Origin of the sequence: Halogeometricum sp. S3BR5-2, assembly GCF_031624635.1 — an archaeon.
Lineage (GTDB): Archaea > Halobacteriota > Halobacteria > Halobacteriales > Haloferacaceae > Halogeometricum > Halogeometricum luteum.
The window spans coordinates 527,092-545,268 of record NZ_JAMQOQ010000002.1; the positions used below are offsets into that span (position 1 = coordinate 527,092).

General features: G+C 67.8%; 17 protein-coding genes and 1 tRNA gene. 11 read left to right on the plus strand and 7 right to left on the minus strand.

Annotation, left to right across the window (positions count from 1 at the left end; translation table 11 throughout):
• Positions 1–261 precede the first annotated feature (261 nt).
• Positions 262–336: transfer RNA gene (locus NDI79_RS09115), tRNA-Val, on the minus strand.
• Positions 337–572: 236 nt separating this feature from the next.
• Here NDI79_RS09115 and trpD point away from each other — a divergent pair.
• From trpD to NDI79_RS09140, 5 genes are all read left to right on the plus strand, one after another.
• Positions 573–1,607 carry an anthranilate phosphoribosyltransferase gene (gene trpD, locus NDI79_RS09120; RefSeq protein ID WP_310928161.1) on the plus strand — a complete coding sequence of 345 codons (1,035 nt, stop codon included), beginning with the start codon at positions 573–575 and terminating at the stop codon, positions 1,605–1,607.
• A gap of 1 nt (position 1,608) precedes the next feature.
• Positions 1,609–2,268 (plus strand): phosphoribosylanthranilate isomerase, encoded by a 660-nt coding sequence (locus NDI79_RS09125; protein WP_310928162.1) that lies wholly within the window; start codon positions 1,609–1,611, stop codon positions 2,266–2,268.
• Positions 2,265–3,914: an anthranilate synthase component I gene (trpE, locus tag NDI79_RS09130; protein ID WP_425499590.1), complete on the plus strand. Its 1,650-nt coding sequence runs from the start codon at positions 2,265–2,267 to the stop codon at positions 3,912–3,914. The genes NDI79_RS09125 and trpE overlap by 4 nt, the downstream gene beginning before the upstream one ends.
• Positions 3,911–4,531 (plus strand): anthranilate synthase component II, encoded by a 621-nt coding sequence (gene trpG / locus NDI79_RS09135; protein ID WP_310928163.1) that lies wholly within the window; start codon positions 3,911–3,913, stop codon positions 4,529–4,531. Before trpE ends, trpG begins: the two co-directional genes overlap by 4 nt.
• Before the next feature lie 106 nt (positions 4,532–4,637).
• Complete coding sequence (locus NDI79_RS09140) at positions 4,638–5,186, plus strand: metal-dependent hydrolase (RefSeq protein WP_310928164.1); 549 nt, start codon at positions 4,638–4,640, stop codon at positions 5,184–5,186.
• 72 nt (positions 5,187–5,258) lie between these two features.
• Here NDI79_RS09140 and NDI79_RS09145 read toward each other — a convergent pair whose 3' ends face one another.
• Positions 5,259–5,486: a DUF8029 family protein gene (locus tag NDI79_RS09145; protein ID WP_310928165.1), complete on the minus strand. Its 228-nt coding sequence runs from the start codon at positions 5,484–5,486 to the stop codon at positions 5,259–5,261.
• 973 nt (positions 5,487–6,459) lie between these two features.
• On the opposite strand from NDI79_RS09145, the gene NDI79_RS09150 reads away from it, so the two are divergent.
• From NDI79_RS09150 to NDI79_RS09165, 4 genes are all read left to right on the plus strand, one after another.
• Entirely contained in the window at positions 6,460–9,675 is a 3,216-nt protein-coding gene (locus NDI79_RS09150) for an adenosylcobalamin-dependent ribonucleoside-diphosphate reductase (protein WP_310928166.1), read from the plus strand.
• Positions 9,676–9,859: 184 nt separating this feature from the next.
• Positions 9,860–9,982, plus strand: coding sequence for an HVO_2523 family zinc finger protein (locus NDI79_RS09155; protein WP_425499591.1), 123 nt, complete (start codon positions 9,860–9,862; stop codon positions 9,980–9,982).
• A 192-nt stretch (positions 9,983–10,174) separates the two neighbouring features.
• Positions 10,175–11,188 (plus strand): phytoene/squalene synthase family protein, encoded by a 1,014-nt coding sequence (locus NDI79_RS09160; RefSeq protein ID WP_310928168.1) that lies wholly within the window; start codon positions 10,175–10,177, stop codon positions 11,186–11,188.
• Positions 11,189–11,336: 148 nt separating this feature from the next.
• Complete coding sequence (locus NDI79_RS09165; protein ID WP_310928169.1) at positions 11,337–11,807, plus strand: hypothetical protein; 471 nt, start codon at positions 11,337–11,339, stop codon at positions 11,805–11,807.
• Positions 11,808–11,821: 14 nt separating this feature from the next.
• On the opposite strand, the gene cruF is transcribed toward NDI79_RS09165, so the two are convergent.
• Genes cruF through NDI79_RS09180 form a run of 3 tightly spaced genes read right to left on the minus strand, consistent with a single transcriptional unit; the run spans position 11,822 to position 15,040 of the window.
• Entirely contained in the window at positions 11,822–12,691 is an 870-nt protein-coding gene (cruF, locus tag NDI79_RS09170) for a bisanhydrobacterioruberin hydratase (RefSeq protein ID WP_310928170.1), read from the minus strand.
• Positions 12,684–13,544: a prenyltransferase gene (locus NDI79_RS09175; protein WP_310928171.1), complete on the minus strand. Its 861-nt coding sequence runs from the start codon at positions 13,542–13,544 to the stop codon at positions 12,684–12,686. The genes cruF and NDI79_RS09175 overlap by 8 nt, the downstream gene beginning before the upstream one ends.
• Entirely contained in the window at positions 13,541–15,040 is a 1,500-nt protein-coding gene (locus NDI79_RS09180) for a phytoene desaturase family protein (protein WP_310928172.1), read from the minus strand. Before NDI79_RS09180 ends, NDI79_RS09175 begins: the two co-directional genes overlap by 4 nt.
• Positions 15,041–15,144: 104 nt before the next feature.
• Here NDI79_RS09180 and NDI79_RS09185 point away from each other — a divergent pair, with 104 nt between their 5' ends.
• Together NDI79_RS09185 and NDI79_RS09190 are read left to right on the plus strand one after the other, a co-directional pair.
• Positions 15,145–15,846, plus strand: a complete 702-nt coding sequence (locus tag NDI79_RS09185) for an SDR family NAD(P)-dependent oxidoreductase (RefSeq protein WP_310928173.1) — start codon at positions 15,145–15,147, stop codon at positions 15,844–15,846.
• Between the two features lie 121 nt (positions 15,847–15,967).
• Positions 15,968–16,789: a ZIP family metal transporter gene (locus tag NDI79_RS09190; protein ID WP_310928174.1), complete on the plus strand. Its 822-nt coding sequence runs from the start codon at positions 15,968–15,970 to the stop codon at positions 16,787–16,789.
• A 3-nt stretch (positions 16,790–16,792) separates the two neighbouring features.
• Here NDI79_RS09190 and NDI79_RS09195 read toward each other — a convergent pair whose 3' ends face one another.
• Entirely contained in the window at positions 16,793–17,158 is a 366-nt protein-coding gene (locus tag NDI79_RS09195) for a DUF8060 family membrane protein (RefSeq protein ID WP_310928175.1), read from the minus strand.
• Complete coding sequence (locus tag NDI79_RS09200; RefSeq protein WP_310928176.1) at positions 17,155–18,177, minus strand: DUF7490 domain-containing protein; 1,023 nt, start codon at positions 18,175–18,177, stop codon at positions 17,155–17,157. Before NDI79_RS09200 ends, NDI79_RS09195 begins: the two co-directional genes overlap by 4 nt.

The following is an 18,177-nucleotide window of genomic DNA, read 5'->3' on the forward strand; positions in this document are numbered from 1 at the left end:
GCTGTTCTTCCGCTCGTGCGTTCGGGGGCTTCTCGATACGTATGCTCCGTCGAGCGTCCGGAGAAACTGATTCCGTTACGAAAGAAGAGCGCTTCGCTCGTTGGTAACGCCGAAGAGAAGTGAGTTCAGGCGGATTTGAACCTCACTCGCAAATCAGAGAGTTGCTCGCGGGTTCAAATCTCCCGGACCATTTTCGATTTCACGGCACCTCGCTCCGCTCACATCCGTTTGCTCCGCTCGTCGTTGCGAGGAATCAGAAAATGGGTTGGGGCAGATTTGAACTGCCGGCCTCCTCCATGTCAAGGAGGTGTCATAACCAGACTAGACCACCAACCCGGTGTGCTGCGTGCAGTGCGCCCGTCTGAGCGCATTACCTCGTTTTCCGGGGATACAATTAAGGGTTGCGAATCGGAACGCGGTCGTTCGATTCCGAGGGACGGCGCGGGGACGCGGAAGTCGCCGGTGCCCCCTGAACTTCTTCCGTCCACCCTCGCTCCGACCCGCCCCGACAGCCTTATACCGGTGTACTCATTTGTACATTATAACCCGAACACGTACATCGGTGTCTCACCATGACGCTCCAAACATACATCGAACGCGCGACGGAGGGAACGGACCTGACGCAGGAGGAGGCCCGCGAGGCCGCGAGCGCCGTCTTCGAGGGCGCGACGGACGCGCAGATCGGCGCGCTGTTGGCCGCCCTGCGGGCGAAGGGCGAGACGGAAGCCGAGATAGCCGGCTTCGCGCAGGGGATGCGCGACGCCGCGCGGACTATCTCACCGGACCGGACGCCGCTGGTCGACACCTGCGGCACCGGCGGCGACGACTACGACACCATCAACGTCTCGACGACCAGCGCCATCGTCGCCGCCGGCGCGGGCGCGGCCGTCGCCAAACACGGCAACTACTCGGTGTCCTCCTCGTCGGGGAGCGCCGACGTGCTCGAAGTCGCCGGCGCCGACGTGGAGGCCGAACCGGCGGCCGTCGAGGCGGCCATCGACCGCGACGGCATCGGCTTCATGCTCGCGCCGGTGTTCCACCCGGCGATGAAGGCCGTCATCGGCCCGCGGAAGGAACTCGGCATGCGGACCGTCTTCAACGTTCTCGGCCCCCTGACGAACCCCGCCGGCGCCGAGGCGCAGGTCGTCGGCGTCTACGACCCGGACCTCGTCCCGGTGCTCGCCCGCGCGCTGACGAAGATGCCCGTCGAACGCGCCCTCGTCGTCCACGGCTCCGGCATGGACGAGATAGCGCTCCACGACGAGACGCTCGTCGCGGAGGTCAGGGGAGAGGAAATCGAGGAGTACACGCTCTCTCCCGACGATATCGGTCTGGACTCGGCGCCCGTCTCAGAGGTGGCGGGCGGCACGCCGCAGGAGAACGCCGAGGACCTCCGCAGCATCGTCACCGGCGAGGTGACGGGACCGAAGCGGGACATCATCCTCGCCAACGCGGGCGCGGCGATATACGTCGCGGGGCTGGCCGAGGATATCGAGGCGGGCGTCGAACGCGCCGCCGAGGCCATCGACTCCGGGGCGGCCGCCGACACGTTCGCGGCCCTCTGCGGCGCCGAGGAGGCACCCGACGCGGAGTCGGCGGAGGTCTGAGATGGTCCGAGTGAAGATATGCGGGGTGACGAACGAGGAGGACCTCCGCGCCGTCGACGAGGCGGGCGCGGACGCCGTCGGCTTCATCGCCGGCGTCCCCGTGGACACGCCGCGCGAACTGTCGCTCGTCCGGGCGGCCGAACTCGCCGCCGCCAGTTCGCCGTTCCTCGCGGCCACGCACGTCACCATGCCGGAGACGGTCAGCGAGGCCATCGAGGTCGGAAACCGGGTGAAACCCGACGTGCTCCAGATTCACGGCGAGTTCGACGCCGAGGAGTACCGCGCCGTCCGCGCCGCGGTGGACGCCTGCGTCGTCGCCGTCGTCGACGCCGAGGACCCCCAACGGGCCCGCGCCATCGACGCGGCCGTCGACGGCGTCGTCGTCGACTCCGTGAGCGAGGACGGCGCGGGCGGCACCGGCGAGACGCACGACTGGCAGCAGACGGCCAAAGTGGCTTCGACGCTCGACGCGCCCGTGATTCTCGCGGGCGGATTGACGCCCGACAACGTCGCCGAGGCCATCGAGACGGTCGACCCCTACGCCGTCGACGTGGCCAGCGGCGTCGAGTCCGAGGGCGGCGTGAAGGACCCCGACGCCGTCCGGGCGTTCGTCGAGAACGCCAAGGCCGCGGCCGCCGACGCCGCGGAGGTGCGGACGTGACGCCCGCGGACGGGGTCACCGACGCCGACGTCGACGCCTCCCTGTCGCTCTCGCGCGCGGAGTTCGTCTCGCTCCTCGACGGCGAGGACCGTCCGGTCGTCGCGCACGTCACCGCCGACCTGCCGGCGACGACGCCGATGGCGGCGTACGCGGCGCTCGCGGACCGCAGCGACTACGGCTTTCTCTTGGAGAGCGCCGAGAAGACCGCCTCCAGCGACCCCGACGGCGCGTTCGCCCCGGACCACGCGACGGCGGACCGACACGCCCGCTACTCGTTCGTCGGCTACGACCCCGAGGCCGTCGTCACCGTCGGCCCCGACGGCGCCTCGATGAAGTCGCTCGGCGGCCGCGCCGCGCGCTATCTCGACCCCGGCGACGGCGACGTACTGGACCGACTCCGCGGGGCGCTCCCGGACCTCCCGCGCGTCGGCTTTCCCGACGACGACCGACAGCGACTGCGCGGCGGTCTGGTCGGCTTCCTCGCCTACGAGGCCGTCTACGACCTCTGGCTCGAAGAGGTAGGCGTCGAACGTCCCGAGACGGACACCCCGGACGCGGAGTTCGTCCTCACGACGCGGACCCTGTCGTTCGACCACGCGGAGGGGACGGCGACGCTCGTCTGCACGCCCGTCGTCGGCCCCGACGACGACGCCGGCGCGGTGTACGACGAACTGGTCGCGGAGGCCCGTGACGTGGTTTCGACTCTCCGAGGGACCGAGGCCCCAGACACCGGCGGTTTCGTCCGCACGGGCGAGACGGCCGGCCCCAGGGACGAGTACGAAGCGGCCGTCCGCGAGACGAAAGAGCGCGTCCTCGACGGCGACATCTATCAGGGTGTCATCTCCCGCGTGCGCGAACTCCGCGGGGAGGTGGACCCGATGGGTCTGTACGAGGCCCTGCGGGCCGTCAACCCCTCGCCGTACATGTATCTGCTCCGCCACGACGACCGGCACGTCGTCGGCGCGAGTCCGGAGACGCTCGTCTCCGTCCACGGCGACCGGGTGGTCTCGAACCCCATCGCGGGCACCTGCGAACGCGGCACCAGCCCCGTCGAGGACCGCCGCCTCGCGGGCGAGATGCTCGCCGACGGGAAGGAACGCGCCGAGCACACGATGCTCGTCGACCTCGCGCGAAACGACGTGCGCCGGGTGAGCGAGGCCGGCAGCGTCCGCGTCGAGGAGTTCATGAACGTCCTGAAGTACAGCCACGTCCAGCACATCGAGTCGACGGTGACGGGGACGCTCGCGGCCGGGAAGGATTCCTTCGACGCGACGCGGGCGACGTTCCCCGCCGGGACGCTCACCGGCGCGCCGAAGGTGCGCGCGATGGAGATAATCGACGAGTTGGAGTGCACGCCCCGCGGCGTCTACGGCGGCGGCGTCGGCTACTACTCGTGGTCCGGCGACGCCGACTTCGCCATCGTCATCCGCACGGCGACGGTCGACCGGTCGGGCGCGGAGGACACCGTTTCGGTCCGTGCGGGCGCCGGCCTCGTCGCTGACAGCGACCCCGCGGCGGAGTACGAGGAGACCGAACAGAAGATGGGTGGCGTCCTCGCCGCCGTCGAACGAATCGAGCGGGCACCCGCGGACGGTACCGGCGGCGGAGAGGACTCGGAGGCCGCCCCCGAGGAGGCCGGCCGATGAGCCTCCGCGTCGTCGTCGTCGACAACTTCGACTCGTTCACGTACAACCTCGTAGAGTACCTCTCCGAACAGCGGGTGGACGGCGAGGAAGTCGAGGTGCTCGTCCGGAAGAACACGGCGTCGCTCGACGAGATTCGCGGTCTCGACCCGGACGCCCTCGTCGTCAGTCCGGGGCCGGGACACCCGAAGAACGACCGCGACGTGGGCGTGACCAACGAGGTGTTGACGACGCTCTCCGAATCCGTCCCGACGCTCGGGGTCTGTCTCGGCCTCGAAGCCGCGGTGTACGCCTACGGCGGCAGCGTCGGCCACGCGCCCGACCCCGTCCACGGCAAGGCCTCGCCCGTCGACCACGACGGCCGGGGAGTGTTCGAGGGATTGGAACAGGGCTTTCAGGCCGGTCGCTACCACTCGCTGGTCGCCACGGAGGTGCCCGACTGCTTCGAGGTGTCGGCCACGACCGACCACGCCGGCGAGGAGTTGGTGATGGGCGTGCGTCACCGCGAGTTCCCCATCGAGGCGGTGCAGTTCCACCCCGAGTCGGTGCTGACGGGCGTCGGTCACGACGTGGTGCGGAACTTCCTCGACACGGTCGTCGACGAACGCGTCGTCGCCTGAGCGCCTCGACCCAGCCCGGTTTGTACCTAACGGCGGATACGCCGTTCCGGGGCCGAAAACTGCCGTCAGGTACATTTGGCTCTCGGTTCTCAGATGTGCCGTACACATGGTCGATATCATCGGTCACATCGGGATGGGACTGATATGGCTCACCGTCGTCGGGTGGCTCGCGTACGACGGTCGAACCTCGCTGGGATTCGTCGCTCTCGGGATTCCGTTCTCCCTGCTACCCGACATCGACCTCTGGCTATCGCAGGCGTTCGCGGGTGTCAAACACCACGGCGCCGTCCACACGGTGCTGTTCGTGAGCGTCGCCGCCATCGTCATCGGTGCGATTCTCGGCAAGTGGGTCGTCCCGTGGCTCCAGAAGCAGTATCTGTCGGGGTCCGGCGTCGGCAATCGGTACGCCTACGCCATCGGCGCGGTGTGGGTGGGTGGCCTCGCACACCTCTCCGCCGACATCCTCTCGGCGCCCGACATCGCGGACTCCATCGAACCGTTCTGGCCCATCTACCGACAGTCGCTCGGCATCGACGTGCTCTGGTACAACAGCCCCCTCGCCAACTGGGGACTGTTCCTCGCCGGACTGGCGCTGACGGCCGTGCTCTGGTGGCAGATGAACGACGACGACGCTCGCTCGACGAGTAGAGCGTAACCGTCCGCCGAGCGCCGCCGCTGACTGCTGACAGCTTCCTTTCTCGGCGGCCGACCGCGCCGCGCGGCCGCCTCAGATGCCCATACCGAAGAAGGAGAGCAGCAGCAGCACGCCGATGACGAGGGCCGCGATGGTGATGAGGCGCCACGCGATGTTGAGGACGATGCGCCCGACGACGACGACGACGGCGAGGGCGACGACGACGGCGAACGCCTGTCCGAGTTGCGTCTCAAGCAATCCGCCGAGTTGCATCGGGAGGGTGAGCAGCGCCCCCAGAACGCTGCCGAGTGCGAGGTGCATACGTGAACTATCAACCTCCGAGAGTATAACCTTGTGGGATAGATGTCCACCCGACGAACCCGAACGCCCGCCCCCGAGCGGGGCCCGCATCTCGGCTTCCGAACGCGGCGCGAGAGGGCTCGCGGACCCTCGGTTCCGCCACCATATTATTTCTGATAGTTCTGTCGAGCACCAACGGCGCGTCGCGTTCAAATACCTCGGACCGTCGTCGCAACCGGTCGTTGGGTCCTCGAACCGCCGCCGTTCGACCCCCCTTCGGTTCTCCTGCACACCGAATCGCCGTCGGCGGATTGGGTGTCTCGAAACACCACTTTCACCGCGCTTCAGCCACGGTTATTGAGCGACGGCACGTAGTCGGTACCGACGCCGTCCGACCTGCAGCGGTGTGGGGTCGGCGGTAGGTATCGAATCTGACAGTTCGGACGTGAGTCACCGATACCGAAGCCTTAACGGACGCACCCGTACTCGCAGGAGGTGTGATATCGGTCACACCGGGTCTAACAAGCACGGTCGCCCGATTTCACAGGCACAGAATGCGCGAACGAACCAGGTCAAAGGAGGTGATCAATGACCGAGATTGCAATTAGCCTGCAATTGGACACAAGCAGCATGCTCATCGTGTTGCTACTCCTAGCAGGACCTAAGCCGGAGATATCACTCAGCGTCTGAGACTGGGTGTGGCCCCCGGACAAACACGGGTGGCCACACCGGGTCTAACAAGCGTTCGGTGTAACTCAGTCCCTGCATTTATGAGTAGCGGACTAGCTCCCACCTGAACAGCGCATTCTCGCTAAGAGAATGTCGTTGTGAAGGGCGGATAGCCATTGCTACCGAGATTCAATTACAGGTTCGTCAATATCAAGAGTTAACCCATATTGAGTCCTCACAAACCATCGTTACTATGCCTGGAACTGAGCACGCTATCCGATCCGAAATCGCCCGGTGCGGGGACGCTGGGCGGGAGGAACAGTAGATGAGCGGCGCGGACCTATCGGCGGACGAACTCGTCCTGCCAATCAAGCGCACGGAGGGGGAGACGCTGGCGGACCGACTCACCTCGAACGCCTACAACAACATCCTGCCGGCGCGGTACCTGCGCAAGGACGCCAACGGCGACCTGACGGAGACGCAGGAGGAACTGTTCGCCCGCGTGGCGAAGAACATCTCGCTCGCGGAGGCCGTCCACGAGGCCGAACGGCGCGATATCGACGTGACGGTGACGCCCGAGCAACTGAAACCCGACCACCCGCGGCGAGACGAACTCGCCGCCGAGGTGTTCGGAAAGGGGACCACCGCGGAGGACGAGGCTGAGACGACGCTGTCCGTCTACAACGTCAACAAGTTCGCCTACGACACCGTCGTCCCCGAACTCCCCGAAGAGGTTCGGTCCGTCGTCGAGGAGAAGCGCGAGACGTTCCAAGAGATGATGGAGTCGCTCTCCTTCATGCCGAACTCGCCGACGCTGATGAACGCCGGCGACGAACTCCAACAGCTCTCGGCCTGTTTCGTCGACTCGCCCGAGGACGACATCACCGACATCCACCAGACGGCCAAGGAAGCCGCCGAAGTGTTCCAGTCCGGCGGCGGGATGGGATACGCCTTCTGGCGACTGCGCCCCTACGGCGACGCCGTGGGTTCCACGGGCGGAATCGCCTCCGGTCCCATCACCTTCATGCGGACGTACGACCAGATGTGCGAGACCATCGCGCAGGGCGGCGCGCGCCGCGGCGCCCAGATGGGGGTCATGCGCGTCTCGCATCCGGACGTCATCCAGTTCATCCACTCGAAGAACAAGGACGTCTCCCTGGCCCACTCGCTGCGTCTGAACGACCCCGACGACTTCACGCACAACTCCTTCGCCGACGCTCTCGACGAGGCGCGCGAACTCATCGACGAGGAGGGGCGCGTTCCGAAACACCTCCGCAACGCCGTTGAGGGCCACCTCTCGAACTTCAACATCTCCGTCGGCGTCACCGACGACTTCATGGAGGCCCTCTACGAGGACGAGGAGTTCGTCTTCACGAACCCGCGCACGGAGGAACCCCACGTCGCCACGCCCGAGACCAAGGAGATATACGACATGTTCGGCCTCGGCGAGCACGTCGAGGTGGGCGAGGTGCTGTCCATCCCCGCACAGAAGCTGTGGGACCAGATGGTCGACGGCGCCTACGAGAACGGCGAACCCGGCGTCATCTACCTCGAACGGGTGAACAAGGAGCACTCCTTCGACGTCGAGAAACACCCCGAACACCGCATCCTCGCGACGAATCCCTGCGGCGAACAGCCGTTGGAGGAGTACGAGGCCTGCAACCTCGGGCACATCAACCTCTCGACGCTCGCGGCGACGGACGCCCCCGACTGGCGCGTCTGGCACGACGAGCACGGCGACGAGTACGCCGACACGGCGGCGGCCGTCGACGCCTTCCTCGAGGAGGCCATCGACTGGGAGGCGTTCGACCACCGCATCGACGAGGGGACGCGCTTCCTCGAGAACGTCGTCACGATGTCGGACTTCCCCGTCGAGAAGATAGAGGAGAAGGTCCGCGCGATGCGGAAGATAGGCCTCGGCGTGATGGGACTCGCGCAGTTGTACATCCAACTGGGCATCCGCTACGGCAGCGACGAGGGCAACGAAGTCGCCGGGAAGCTGATGACCCACATCAACCACCAGTCGAAGTGGGCCAGCCACGAACTCGCAGAAGAGCGCGGCTCCTTCGAGGACTGGGGCGACTCCAAGTTCGCGGAGCCGACGGAGTACCGCGAGTGGTTCGAGCACCACACCGGACTGGACGCCGACGAGTGGGCCGACGGCTTCCCCGTCCGCAACCACAACACGACGACCATCGCCCCGACCGGAACCACGTCGATGATCGGTAACACGACGGGCGGCTGCGAGCCCATCTACAACGTCGCCTACTACAAGAACGTCTCCGACGACGTGCAGGGCGACGAGATGCTCGTCGAGTTCGACGACTACTTCCTCCGCGTCTTAGAGGAGAACGACATCGACGTCGAGGAGGTCAAGCGAGAGGCCCAAGCGCAGATGTCGAACAACGAGTTCGACGGCGTCGAGGGACTCGACACCGTTCCGGACGCCATCGGCGAACTGTTCGTCGTCACCTCCGACCTCTCGGGCAAGGACCACGCTGCGGTCCAGACGGCCTGTCAGACGGGCGTCGACTCGGCCATCTCGAAGACCTGCAACTTCCCGAACTCGGCCTCCAAAGAGGACATGGACGAGGTGTACCGCTACATCTACGACAACGGCGGGAAGGGCGTCACCGTCTACCGCGACGGCACGCGCTCGAAGCAGGTGCTGACGACGCGCGCGAAGAACGCCGACTTCGCCGACGAGGGCGAGGCGGCCGAGACGCTGGTCGACCAGATGGAGGAGGTGTTCGGCGGCCTGCAGGGCTTCCTCGACAACGAGGACGTCCGCGCGGCGCTTGACGGCGAAGTCGAGCGCCTGCTGGCGGCGGCCGACGGCGAGCGCAACCTCGGCAAGAAGCGCCCGCGCCCGGACGTGCTCCACGGCGTCACCCAGCGCATCGACACCGGCTACGGGAAACTGTACGTCAACATCAACGAGGACCCCGAGACGGGCGACCCCTTCGAGTTGTTCGCCAACATCGGCAACTCCGGCGGCTTCACCGCCTCGTTCACCGAGGCGCTGGCGAAGACCATCTCGACGGCGCTGCGCTCGGGCGTCGACCCGAGCGAGATAGCCAGCGAACTGCAGGGCATCCGCAGCCCGAAGGTCGCTTGGGACAAAGGCGAGCAGATAAACAGCATCCCGGACGCCATCGGCACCGCGATGCGCCGCTACCTCGACGGCGAGATAGACAAGGGCTACCCGCAGCAGCAGAGCCTCACCGAAGTCTCCGAGGAGGCGGTCGGCGAGAGCGTCGATGCGCCCGAACCGGACGGAGGTCGGAAATCGCAGAGCGATTTCCGAGCACGCCAGGACTCGCAGAGTTCTGGGGATGGAGCGACCGTCGACGGGCCGAACGTCGACGCCGGCGTCGACGTCGACTCCGCGTCCGCGTCCCCCTCGTCCGCGTCGGACGACGCGGTGGACGACCTGCTGGCGGCGGGCGAGAGCCCCGAGTGTCCCGACTGCGGCAACATGACGCTGTACTACTCCGAGGGCTGCAAGACGTGCGAGTCCTGCGGCTGGTCGGAGTGTTGACCTAACCGCCGAAGCACGGGAGCGCAACGGCGACCTCACGCCGTCCCCTCGCTCCCCTACGAGGCCGACAGACTCCCAGTACGGCGAACTCGCCAGCGTCGGCGTCGGTGCGTACGAGGGCCGGTCGACCGTCGCGACGGGGCGGTGAGAAACAGTGATGGCACTCTGGGTTCCATCTCGACTCGTGAGCGAGGCACGAGGCGGTCGGCCCTGTCCGCTGTGCGAGGAACCGATGCACCGCCGCCACTGCAAGTACGTCTGCCCGAATCACGGCGTCGTCTACGACTGCAGCGACACCTTCTGGTAACTCTCCCACACGTCGGAGACGAACTGCACCGTACCGCTGTCAGCCGGTTTACTCGGCGAAACCACGGTGTAGGACTGTGCTGTGTTAAAGTTTCGGGACGAACGATTATGTCCGTGCGAGTACTAGAGTTGTTCAGTAGATGCGTGGTCGCGTCGTCACCGCTCGAAGCGTGCCGCCACTGAATCTCTCACAATGGTAAGACAGGAGCAGGTCCAACGTAGCAAGGCTATCCAGCGACAGACCGGCAAAACCTTCCACCTCGCGACGAGGGTGCTTCCCCGCCGGGTCCGACACGCGACGTACGTGCTTTACGCGTTCTTCCGCGTCGCGGACGAAGTCGTCGACGCCGAGGACACCGCCGAACCGGCGGTCCAGCGCGAGCAGTTGGAACGCCTCCGCGAGGAGGCGCTCGGCGAACGCGAGACGGACGACCCGGTGCTCTCGGCGTTCGCCGAACTCCGCGAGGAGCACGGTATCGCCGACGAGGACGTGAACGTCTTCGTCGACGCGATGCTCGCGGACATCGACAAGAGCGAGTACGAGACGTACGAGGAGTTGGAGGCGTACATGGACGGGTCGGCCGCCGCCGTCGGCCGGATGATGACGGCCATCATGCAGTCGCCGGACGCCGAGAAGGCGCTCCCACACGCGACGGCGCTCGGCGAGGCGTTCCAGATGTCGAACTTCCTGCGCGACGTGCGCGAGGACATCGTCGACCGCGACCGAGTGTACCTCCCGCAGGAGACCCTGCGCGAACACGGCGTCACCGACGAGCAACTGCGCTCGTTCCGCGTCGACGAGAACTTCCGCGCGGCGATGCGCGCGGAGATGCGCCGGACGGAGGCGCTCTACCGCGAGGGCGTGCGCGGCATCCGGTACCTCCCGAAGGACTGCCAGTTCGCCGTGTTGCTGTCGGCCGTGCTGTACGCCGACCACCACCGCGCGATTCGCCGCCGGAACTACGACGTGCTGTCGGCGACGCCCTCGCTGTCCACCTCGCGAAAGCTCCTCCTCCTGGCGAAGACGCGGGCGTACTGGGCGTTCGAGAAGGACCCCGAGACGGTGTTCCGCAAGGTGAGCGTCGTCCCGTACCCCGAGGACGAAGAGCCCTCCCACCGCGAGCACTCGGGTATCCGGCGCGCCCCCACCGGGCGAACCGTCGGCCGTCTGTCGAGTTGGGTCCGCAGTTTCACCCGCGGCGAGTAGCGCCGCGACACCACCCTATCTCCGTCCGACGCGTTCGTGGTATCCGTCGGAACGTTGTTTGTTTTGTGTAGTTTGCCAAATCATTTAACGACACACAGCAGCAAACACAGGTGTGGAACCTTCTCCACCACGCCGACGCGTTCTACAGATGGGAACGGTAGCGGTGACGGGGGCGCTCGCCGGATGCGCCCTCGACAACGAGACTGTGAGCGGCAATCACATCTTCATCGAGAACCGAGATACCACGGCGCACACGGTCACGATATCGGTTCGCGAGGCGTCCGGCGGCCGAGAAACCGTCCTCCAGAACAGGTACCGGGTCCCGAGTCAGCACGCGCTTCAGTTCGAGGGCGTCCTGCAGAGCGGCACCGGCTATCAGATCGACGTCGAACAGACGCGAGCGGACGTCGAACCGCAGCAAGACGGCTTAGACGTCGGGATACAGACGTGCAGCGAGGGGGACTCCTCCGCCAGGATGGACGTGAGCGTCATCCTCGACGAGTCCGGCCCCGGGTTCGTCACGTGGCCCTGCAACCGGACGTACACGTACCGCGAGCGGTTGACGTACGAGGACCCGGGGGCGTACACGGTGGACGGCGGAAACACGACCGCGCAGTAGCCCGAACGGCGTGTCTACCCCCGGATGCGGAGCAGCCGCGAGTCGAACCGCTCCGTCGAGACGAGTCCGAGACCGAACAGCGCCGCGACGGCGACGGGTATCCAGTTGCCGAACCAGGCGTTGATTCCCCCCCAGAGGATGACGAACGAGACGAGGTCGTCCAGCATGAACTCGCAGTCGTCGAGGCGTTCGAGGAGGCGACGGCGGTCGTACCCCCAATCGAGGAGGGCGACGGCCACCGTCGCGCTCACCACCCACCCCGCGTAGTTCGACCACGGGACGCCGTAGAACGGGCCGGCCGGGTCGTACGTCCAGAAGCCGAGGGCCACGGCGCCGGGGTCCAACACCACGTCCATCGCCAGCACGGCGGCGACGACGGTGGCGAGGCGGACGGCCGCGCTCTCGGCCCTGTCGCCGAGCAGGAGGACGCAGAGCAGGTAGGCGTTCATCACGAGGGGGACGAAGAACACCGGGAGGCCGAGCGGAACGCCGCCGACGGTGGGGCCGAGGTCGACGCCGTACGAGAAGCTCCCGTAGGGAAAGCCGGTGTGGACGCCGGTGTACTCGATGGCGTAGGCGTACAGCGTCAGCAGACCGACGCCCGTCGCCGCCCGCCGCGTCGTCCGCGGCAGGACGCCGACGACCAGCGGCGAGCGCATCACCATCGTCCCGAACAGGATGAACAGGCCGTTGAACGTCAGCGGGGCGAGGAGGGTGCCGTCGAACACCCCCTCGGCGCTGGCGAGGAGGACGAGGAGGCCGTTCAGCGGGAAGAACACCGAGATGGTGAATCGGTTCTCCCGCACCAGGCGGTCCAGCCGCCGCTCCCACTCCTCGCGCGTGGCGGGGAGTCGTTCCTGAACCGAGAAGCCCGACTCAGCCACGGACCAGCCTCCAGAGCGCCCCCACCGTGAGGGCCATGCCGACCAGCGTGTTCAGCGCCGGATACCACCAGTACGCGCGCTCGACGTCGACGTTCGAGCGGACGACGGCGAAGACGGCGAGGGGGTACGCGAGCATCAGGGCACCGAGTCGCGGGTCGACGAGGGCGAACCCGGCCGCGGCGCCGAGCCAACACAAAGCGCAGTAGGCGTACGTGCGACGCTCGCCGAGGAGCGTCGCCGTCGTGCGGATGCCCGCCTCCCGGTCGGGTTCGATGTCGGGAATCGCCGAGAACGTGTGCATCCCCATCGTCCACAGCCACGCGCCGACGACGGCGGCCGCGGGCGGATGGCGACCCGCGACGGCCGCGAACGCCGCCGCGCCCGGCATCACGTACAGGCCGTTCGAGACGGAGTCGAGGAACGGCGTCGTCTTGAATCGCAGGGGCGGGGCGCTGTACTCGATGCCGAGGAGGAAGAAGCCCGCGAGGTACGGCCACGCGAGCGTCGGGGTGACGGCGAAGACGACGACGCCGAGGAGCCCCGAGGCGACGACGACGGCGGCGACGACGGGGTCCTCGTCCCCCCGCCAGCGCGCCTCTTTGTCCTCCTTCTTCGGGTTCCGCTCGTCAACGTCGACGTCGAAGGCGTCGTTGACGCCGTAGACGAGCACGTTTGCCGGGAGGAGGAAGTAGCCCGCGAGGACGAGAGTGGGGAGAGCGTACAGGTCGCTCACGGCGTCGGCGGCGAAGGCGGCGCCGACGAAGACGGGACCGGCGAGGTAGAGCCAGAAGCGCGGCCGCGACAGCGTGAAGAGATATGAGAGGCGGCCGCGGGCGGACGCGGCGGGCGTCACGCGACTCGCTCTGCCATCTCTTCGGCCGTCAGCCGACCGCTGATGAGACACATCGGGACGCCGATGCCGGGCGTGGTGAACGACCCCGTGAAGTAGAGGCCGGGCACCTCCTCGGAGTGGTGCGGCGGGCGGAGCAGCGCCGTCTGTCTGAGCGTGTGTGCGAGGCCCAGCGCCGTCCCGCGCGTGCTGTTGTAGCGCTCGGCGAAGTCGTTCACGCAGAAGGACTCCTCGAAGACGATGCGGTCGCGTAGGTCCTCGCCGGTGTGTTCGGCGATGTCGTCTAGCACGAGATTCCGATACTCTTCTCTGCGCTCCGGGGTGTCGTCCAGTCCGGCGGCGATGGGGACGAGGGCGAACAGGTTCGAGTGCCCGTCGGGGGCGACGTCGTCGTCCGTCTTCGAGGGAACGCAGAGGTAGTAGGCGGGGTCGTCGGGCCACGCGGGGTCGTCGAATATCTTCTCGAAGTGGTCGTTCCAGTCCGTCGGGAGGACGAGCGTGTGGTGTTCGAGGTTCGGCACGTCGCCCTCGACGCCCAGGTAGAGCAGGTAGGCGGAGGGGGCGTACGTCCGGGTGTCCCAGTAGTCCTCGTCGTACTGCCGTTTGCCCTCGGGCAGGAGGTCCATCTCCGTGTGGCGGTAGTCGGCGTCGCTGACGACGTAGTCCGAGTAGAACTCTTGATTCTCCGTGCGGACGACGAACCCGCCCTCGCGCCCGCGAATCTCCGTGGCGGGCGCGTTCACGCGGAAGTCGACGCCGAGTTCCTCGCCGAGTTCGACCATCGCGTCGACGACGCCGCCGAGTCCGCCGTCGGGGTAGTAGACGCCCATGTTGAAATCGACGTGGCTCATGAGGTTGTACAGCGCCGGGGTGTTGTTCGGCGCGCCCCCGAGGAAGACGAGAGTGTACTGCATGATTTGCTGGAGTTTCGGGTGCGAGAAGTAGCGCTCGACGTGGTCCTGCATCGACCCGACGAGCGAGAGGCCCCGCGCGTTCTTCATCACGTCCCAGGTGGCGAAATCGGAGAGTTCGGTCCGGTCGGTGTAGACGAAATGCTCCATCCCCACTTCGTAGTTCTTCTCCGATTTCTTCAGGTACTTCTCGAACTGCTCGCCCGCGCCGGGTTCGTACGACTCGAACGTCTCCTTGTTCGCCTCCACGTCGGGAACCATGTCGACGCTGTCGCCGTCCTTGAAGAAGATGCGGTAGTGGGGGTCCAGTCGCGTCAACCCGTAGTAATCGGAGGGCGTGCGGTCGAAGTGGCCGAAGAAGTCCTCGAACACGTCGGGCATGAGGTACCACGAGGGCCCCATATCGAAGCGGAATCCGTCCCGTTCGAGGCGACTCGCCCGCCCGCCCAACTGTTCGTTCTTCTCGAGGAGGGTCACGTCGGCGCCGGCGCCCGCGAGGTAGCACGCCGTCGAGAGGCCGCCGAACCCGCCGCCGACGACGACCACGGACGCCCCGTCGACCGCGGAGAGATCCGAGACAGATTTCATAGCCGACCTTAGGACGTAGAACGCATAAATCGACTGACTGTGGCGGGACGGCGCCCGGGTTCCGCCGACGGAGCGCTTACGTTCCGCGCGTCCTCACCGGGGGCATGGACGTAGACGGTCGGACGGTCGTGATTACGGGCGCGAGTCGAGGAATCGGGGCGGCCCTCGCGGCGGCGTTCGCCGCCGAGGGCGCGCGCGTCGTCGCCTGCGCCCGCGACGAGGGGTCGCTCTCGGACGTCGTCGCGGACGCCAAGGGCGCGGCGGGGTCCGTCGAGGCCATCCGCGCCGACGTGCGCGACGAGTTCGACGTCGAGCGGTTGATGGAGACGGCCGCGCGCGGCGCCGGCGACGGCATCGCGGTCCTCGTCGCCAGCGCCGCGGTGAACCACGCGGCGCCGGGCGAGGCGCCGATGGGCGAGGAGTCGTACGCCCGGTTCGACGACACCCTCCGCACGAACGTCCGCGGCGTGTTCGCCGCCGTGCGGGAGTTCCTGCCCCACGCGAGCGACGACGCGCGCGTCCTCGTCCCCTCGGGCTCTATCGCCGCGGACGCGAAGCCGGGGATGGGCGCCTACGCCGTCTCCAAGGCGGCCGTCGAGGGTCTCGCCCGGCAGTTCGCGGCCGACGCCGACCCCGCCGTCGGCGTCGTCGACCCCGGACTCGTGGCGACGGACCTCTCCGGCGGGGCGGGCCGCGACCCCGCCGAGGTCGCACAGATGTTCGTCTGGGCCGCCGCCGAACTCGACCGCTCGGACCTCGACGGCGCCCGCCTCGACCTGCGCGCGTGGAAGGACGCGACGCGCTGAGACCGAGAACTCCTCCGGCGTCCCCGTCGAACGGCACCCGCGCTCCACCGACTCGGTTACTAATCCGATGCCCAGAACCAACATCGTGACCCATATTAACCGCGGCATCGGAGTTAACAGCGTGTCCCGAATCTCCTGGCTCGGCGTCGGCGCCACCGCCGTCTTCGTCGCGCTCTCGGCCTACGCGGCGAGCGTCGGCGCGTGGAAACTGCTCGGGATAACGTGGGTCGCGTTCGCGGCGATGGCGCTCGCCGCCCCTCTCGGCGCCCGTCACCGCGACGAGGGTGCCAACGCCCTCGTGTGGGGCTACGGCCTCGCCAGCGGCGCGATGGTAACGAGCGCGGCCGTCTTCTTGGTGCCGCAGGCCATCGGCCACCACCCGCAGTACGGCGGGTTCGGCATCGCGGCGGGTCTGCTCGCCGGGTTCGGTTCCCACACCGTCGGTCACCGACTCGCGCACATGGAGTTACCCGTCGACCGGACCGTCGCCGAACTCGCCGCCCACGCCTTCTCGGCGGGTCTCATCATCGGCATCGTCTACGGCAACATGCCGGGCCTCGGCCCGACGCTCGGCCTCGCCATCGTCTCGCACAAGGGGCCGGCGGGCTACGCCGCCGCGCGCCGCCTCGCCTCGAAACGGCGCGCCGTTTCGGCGCTCCTGCTCCCGGCGTCGGCGCTCGGCGTCGCCGCCATCCTCGCCAGCGTCGTCGTCCTCCCCGAGTCGGCGCCGTTCCGCGGCGTCGTCTTCGGCTTCGCCGCGGGCGTGTTCCTCCACGTGGCGATGGACTTCCTGCCGCGCTGTGAGATAGGGAGCGAGATTCACGAACATCTCTCCGTCGAGGGCGACGCCCACGACCTGCTCGACGAACTCCGCGCCCACGCCGTCGCCAGCACGTTCCTCGGCGGTCTGGCGGTGTTCCTCGCGTGGCTGTTCGTCGTTTGATGCTTACCCCTCTTCCGACCCCGACAACCGACGCAGTTGCAGCGAGATTCCGAGCGCCGCGAGCAGCAGGACGGCGAGGTTGAACGCCACCATCAGCGGCGCGCGGTACTCGTAAGTGACGAACGTGGAGATGGTCCGTCCGACCGCGAGGTACAACTGCACCGCCGAAATCGCCGCGAGGAGGAGCAGTCCGCCGAGGACGGCGTAGTTCAGCGTCGTCCGCAGTCGGTCGACGGCGCTCTCCTCGTCCGCGCTCGCTTCCCGCGTCGGTGCTCCCGTCTCGGTCGTTGGTTCGGTGGTCATGGCTGTGTCTCCGTCCGCGTCCGCCGCGTCGTTCCCGGCGCCGTCCCCTCCCGTCCGGTCCGTCATCGCCCTCGCCTCCGCGCGAGAAGCGCCGCCGCGAGGAGGGCGACGGCGGCGACCGCGACCCCGAATCCGGGGGCACCGCCGTCCGTCGCGCCGGCGGCCGTCGCCTCCGGCGCCTCCGTCGACCGCTCTCGTTCCCCGTCGCCGGACTCGAAGTCCTCGACGCGGAACTCGACCTCCTCTTCGGTCTCGTTGACGGCGATGCGCCTCGTCGGGTCGAGGTTCGCCGCCGCGCGGGCGGTGTCGACGACGACGCCGTCCTTCGTCAGCACGGCGTCGAGGTAGTAGTTGTAGCCCGCCGGCACCGTCGCCGACGCCGTCGTCGTGGCGGTTCGCCCGGGGCGGATCGTCCCCACGTCGCTCGTCGTCCGCGCGGCGACGACGTTCGAGTCGGCCTGTCGGAGCACGAACGTCACCGCGAGGTCCTCGGAGGGGGCGTCGCCCGCGTTCGTCAGCGACGCCGCGAGGTCGAGCGTCGTCCGGTTCCCGCCGCCCTCCGCGACCGAGAAGGAGAGGGACGGGAGCGCCTCCCGGTCGCTGAACGCGACGGTCGTCCGCGCGTACGCCGGCGTCAGCGCCTCCAGTCCGCGGACCGTCTTCGAGGCCTCGTCGACGCGTTCGTCGTCGCGGAACAGGACCGCCTCGATGCGGTAGCCGCCCTCGCGTTCGACCGTGAGGTTCGTCGCGACGGCCGTCTCGCCGTCGTCTTCGAGCGTTCCGACCTCGACCGTCTCCGTCGTCGCCACGAGTCCGGAGTCGGCGTCGACGGCGCGGACGAGAAGAGTCACGTTCGGCGTCGGGTCCCCCCGGTGGCGAACGCGCGTCTCCACGCCGAGCGTCACCGTCTCGCCGCGGACCGCGGCCTCGTCGTAGCCGATGTTCATCTCCGCTACGTCCACGGGACCGGGGCGGGTCACCTCCTCGGCGGGGTCGGCGAGCACCCCGGGGACGGCCAGCACCGCGAGGAGGGCGACGGCGACGACGGCGACGGCGGCCGCCGCGAGGGCGGCGTCTCGGTTCAT

Coding starts and splice junctions, on each gene's coding strand:
- NDI79_RS09165 (WP_310928169.1), top strand. CDS start 11,337: ATGGGAACGGTAGCGGTGACGGGGGCGCTCGCCGGATGCGCCCTCGAC.
- trpD (WP_310928161.1), top strand. CDS start 573: ATGACGCTCCAAACATACATCGAACGCGCGACGGAGGGAACGGACCTG.
- NDI79_RS09160 (WP_310928168.1), top strand. CDS start 10,175: ATGGTAAGACAGGAGCAGGTCCAACGTAGCAAGGCTATCCAGCGACAG.
- NDI79_RS09125 (WP_310928162.1), top strand. CDS start 1,609: ATGGTCCGAGTGAAGATATGCGGGGTGACGAACGAGGAGGACCTCCGC.
- NDI79_RS09185 (WP_310928173.1), top strand. CDS start 15,145: ATGGACGTAGACGGTCGGACGGTCGTGATTACGGGCGCGAGTCGAGGA.
- NDI79_RS09145 (WP_310928165.1), bottom strand. CDS start 5,486: ATGCACCTCGCACTCGGCAGCGTTCTGGGGGCGCTGCTCACCCTCCCG.
- NDI79_RS09195 (WP_310928175.1), bottom strand. CDS start 17,158: ATGACGGACCGGACGGGAGGGGACGGCGCCGGGAACGACGCGGCGGAC.
- NDI79_RS09180 (WP_310928172.1), bottom strand. CDS start 15,040: ATGAAATCTGTCTCGGATCTCTCCGCGGTCGACGGGGCGTCCGTGGTC.
- NDI79_RS09150 (WP_310928166.1), top strand. CDS start 6,460: ATGAGCGGCGCGGACCTATCGGCGGACGAACTCGTCCTGCCAATCAAG.
- trpG (WP_310928163.1), top strand. CDS start 3,911: ATGAGCCTCCGCGTCGTCGTCGTCGACAACTTCGACTCGTTCACGTAC.
- NDI79_RS09140 (WP_310928164.1), top strand. CDS start 4,638: ATGGTCGATATCATCGGTCACATCGGGATGGGACTGATATGGCTCACC.
- NDI79_RS09200 (WP_310928176.1), bottom strand. CDS start 18,177: ATGAACCGAGACGCCGCCCTCGCGGCGGCCGCCGTCGCCGTCGTCGCC.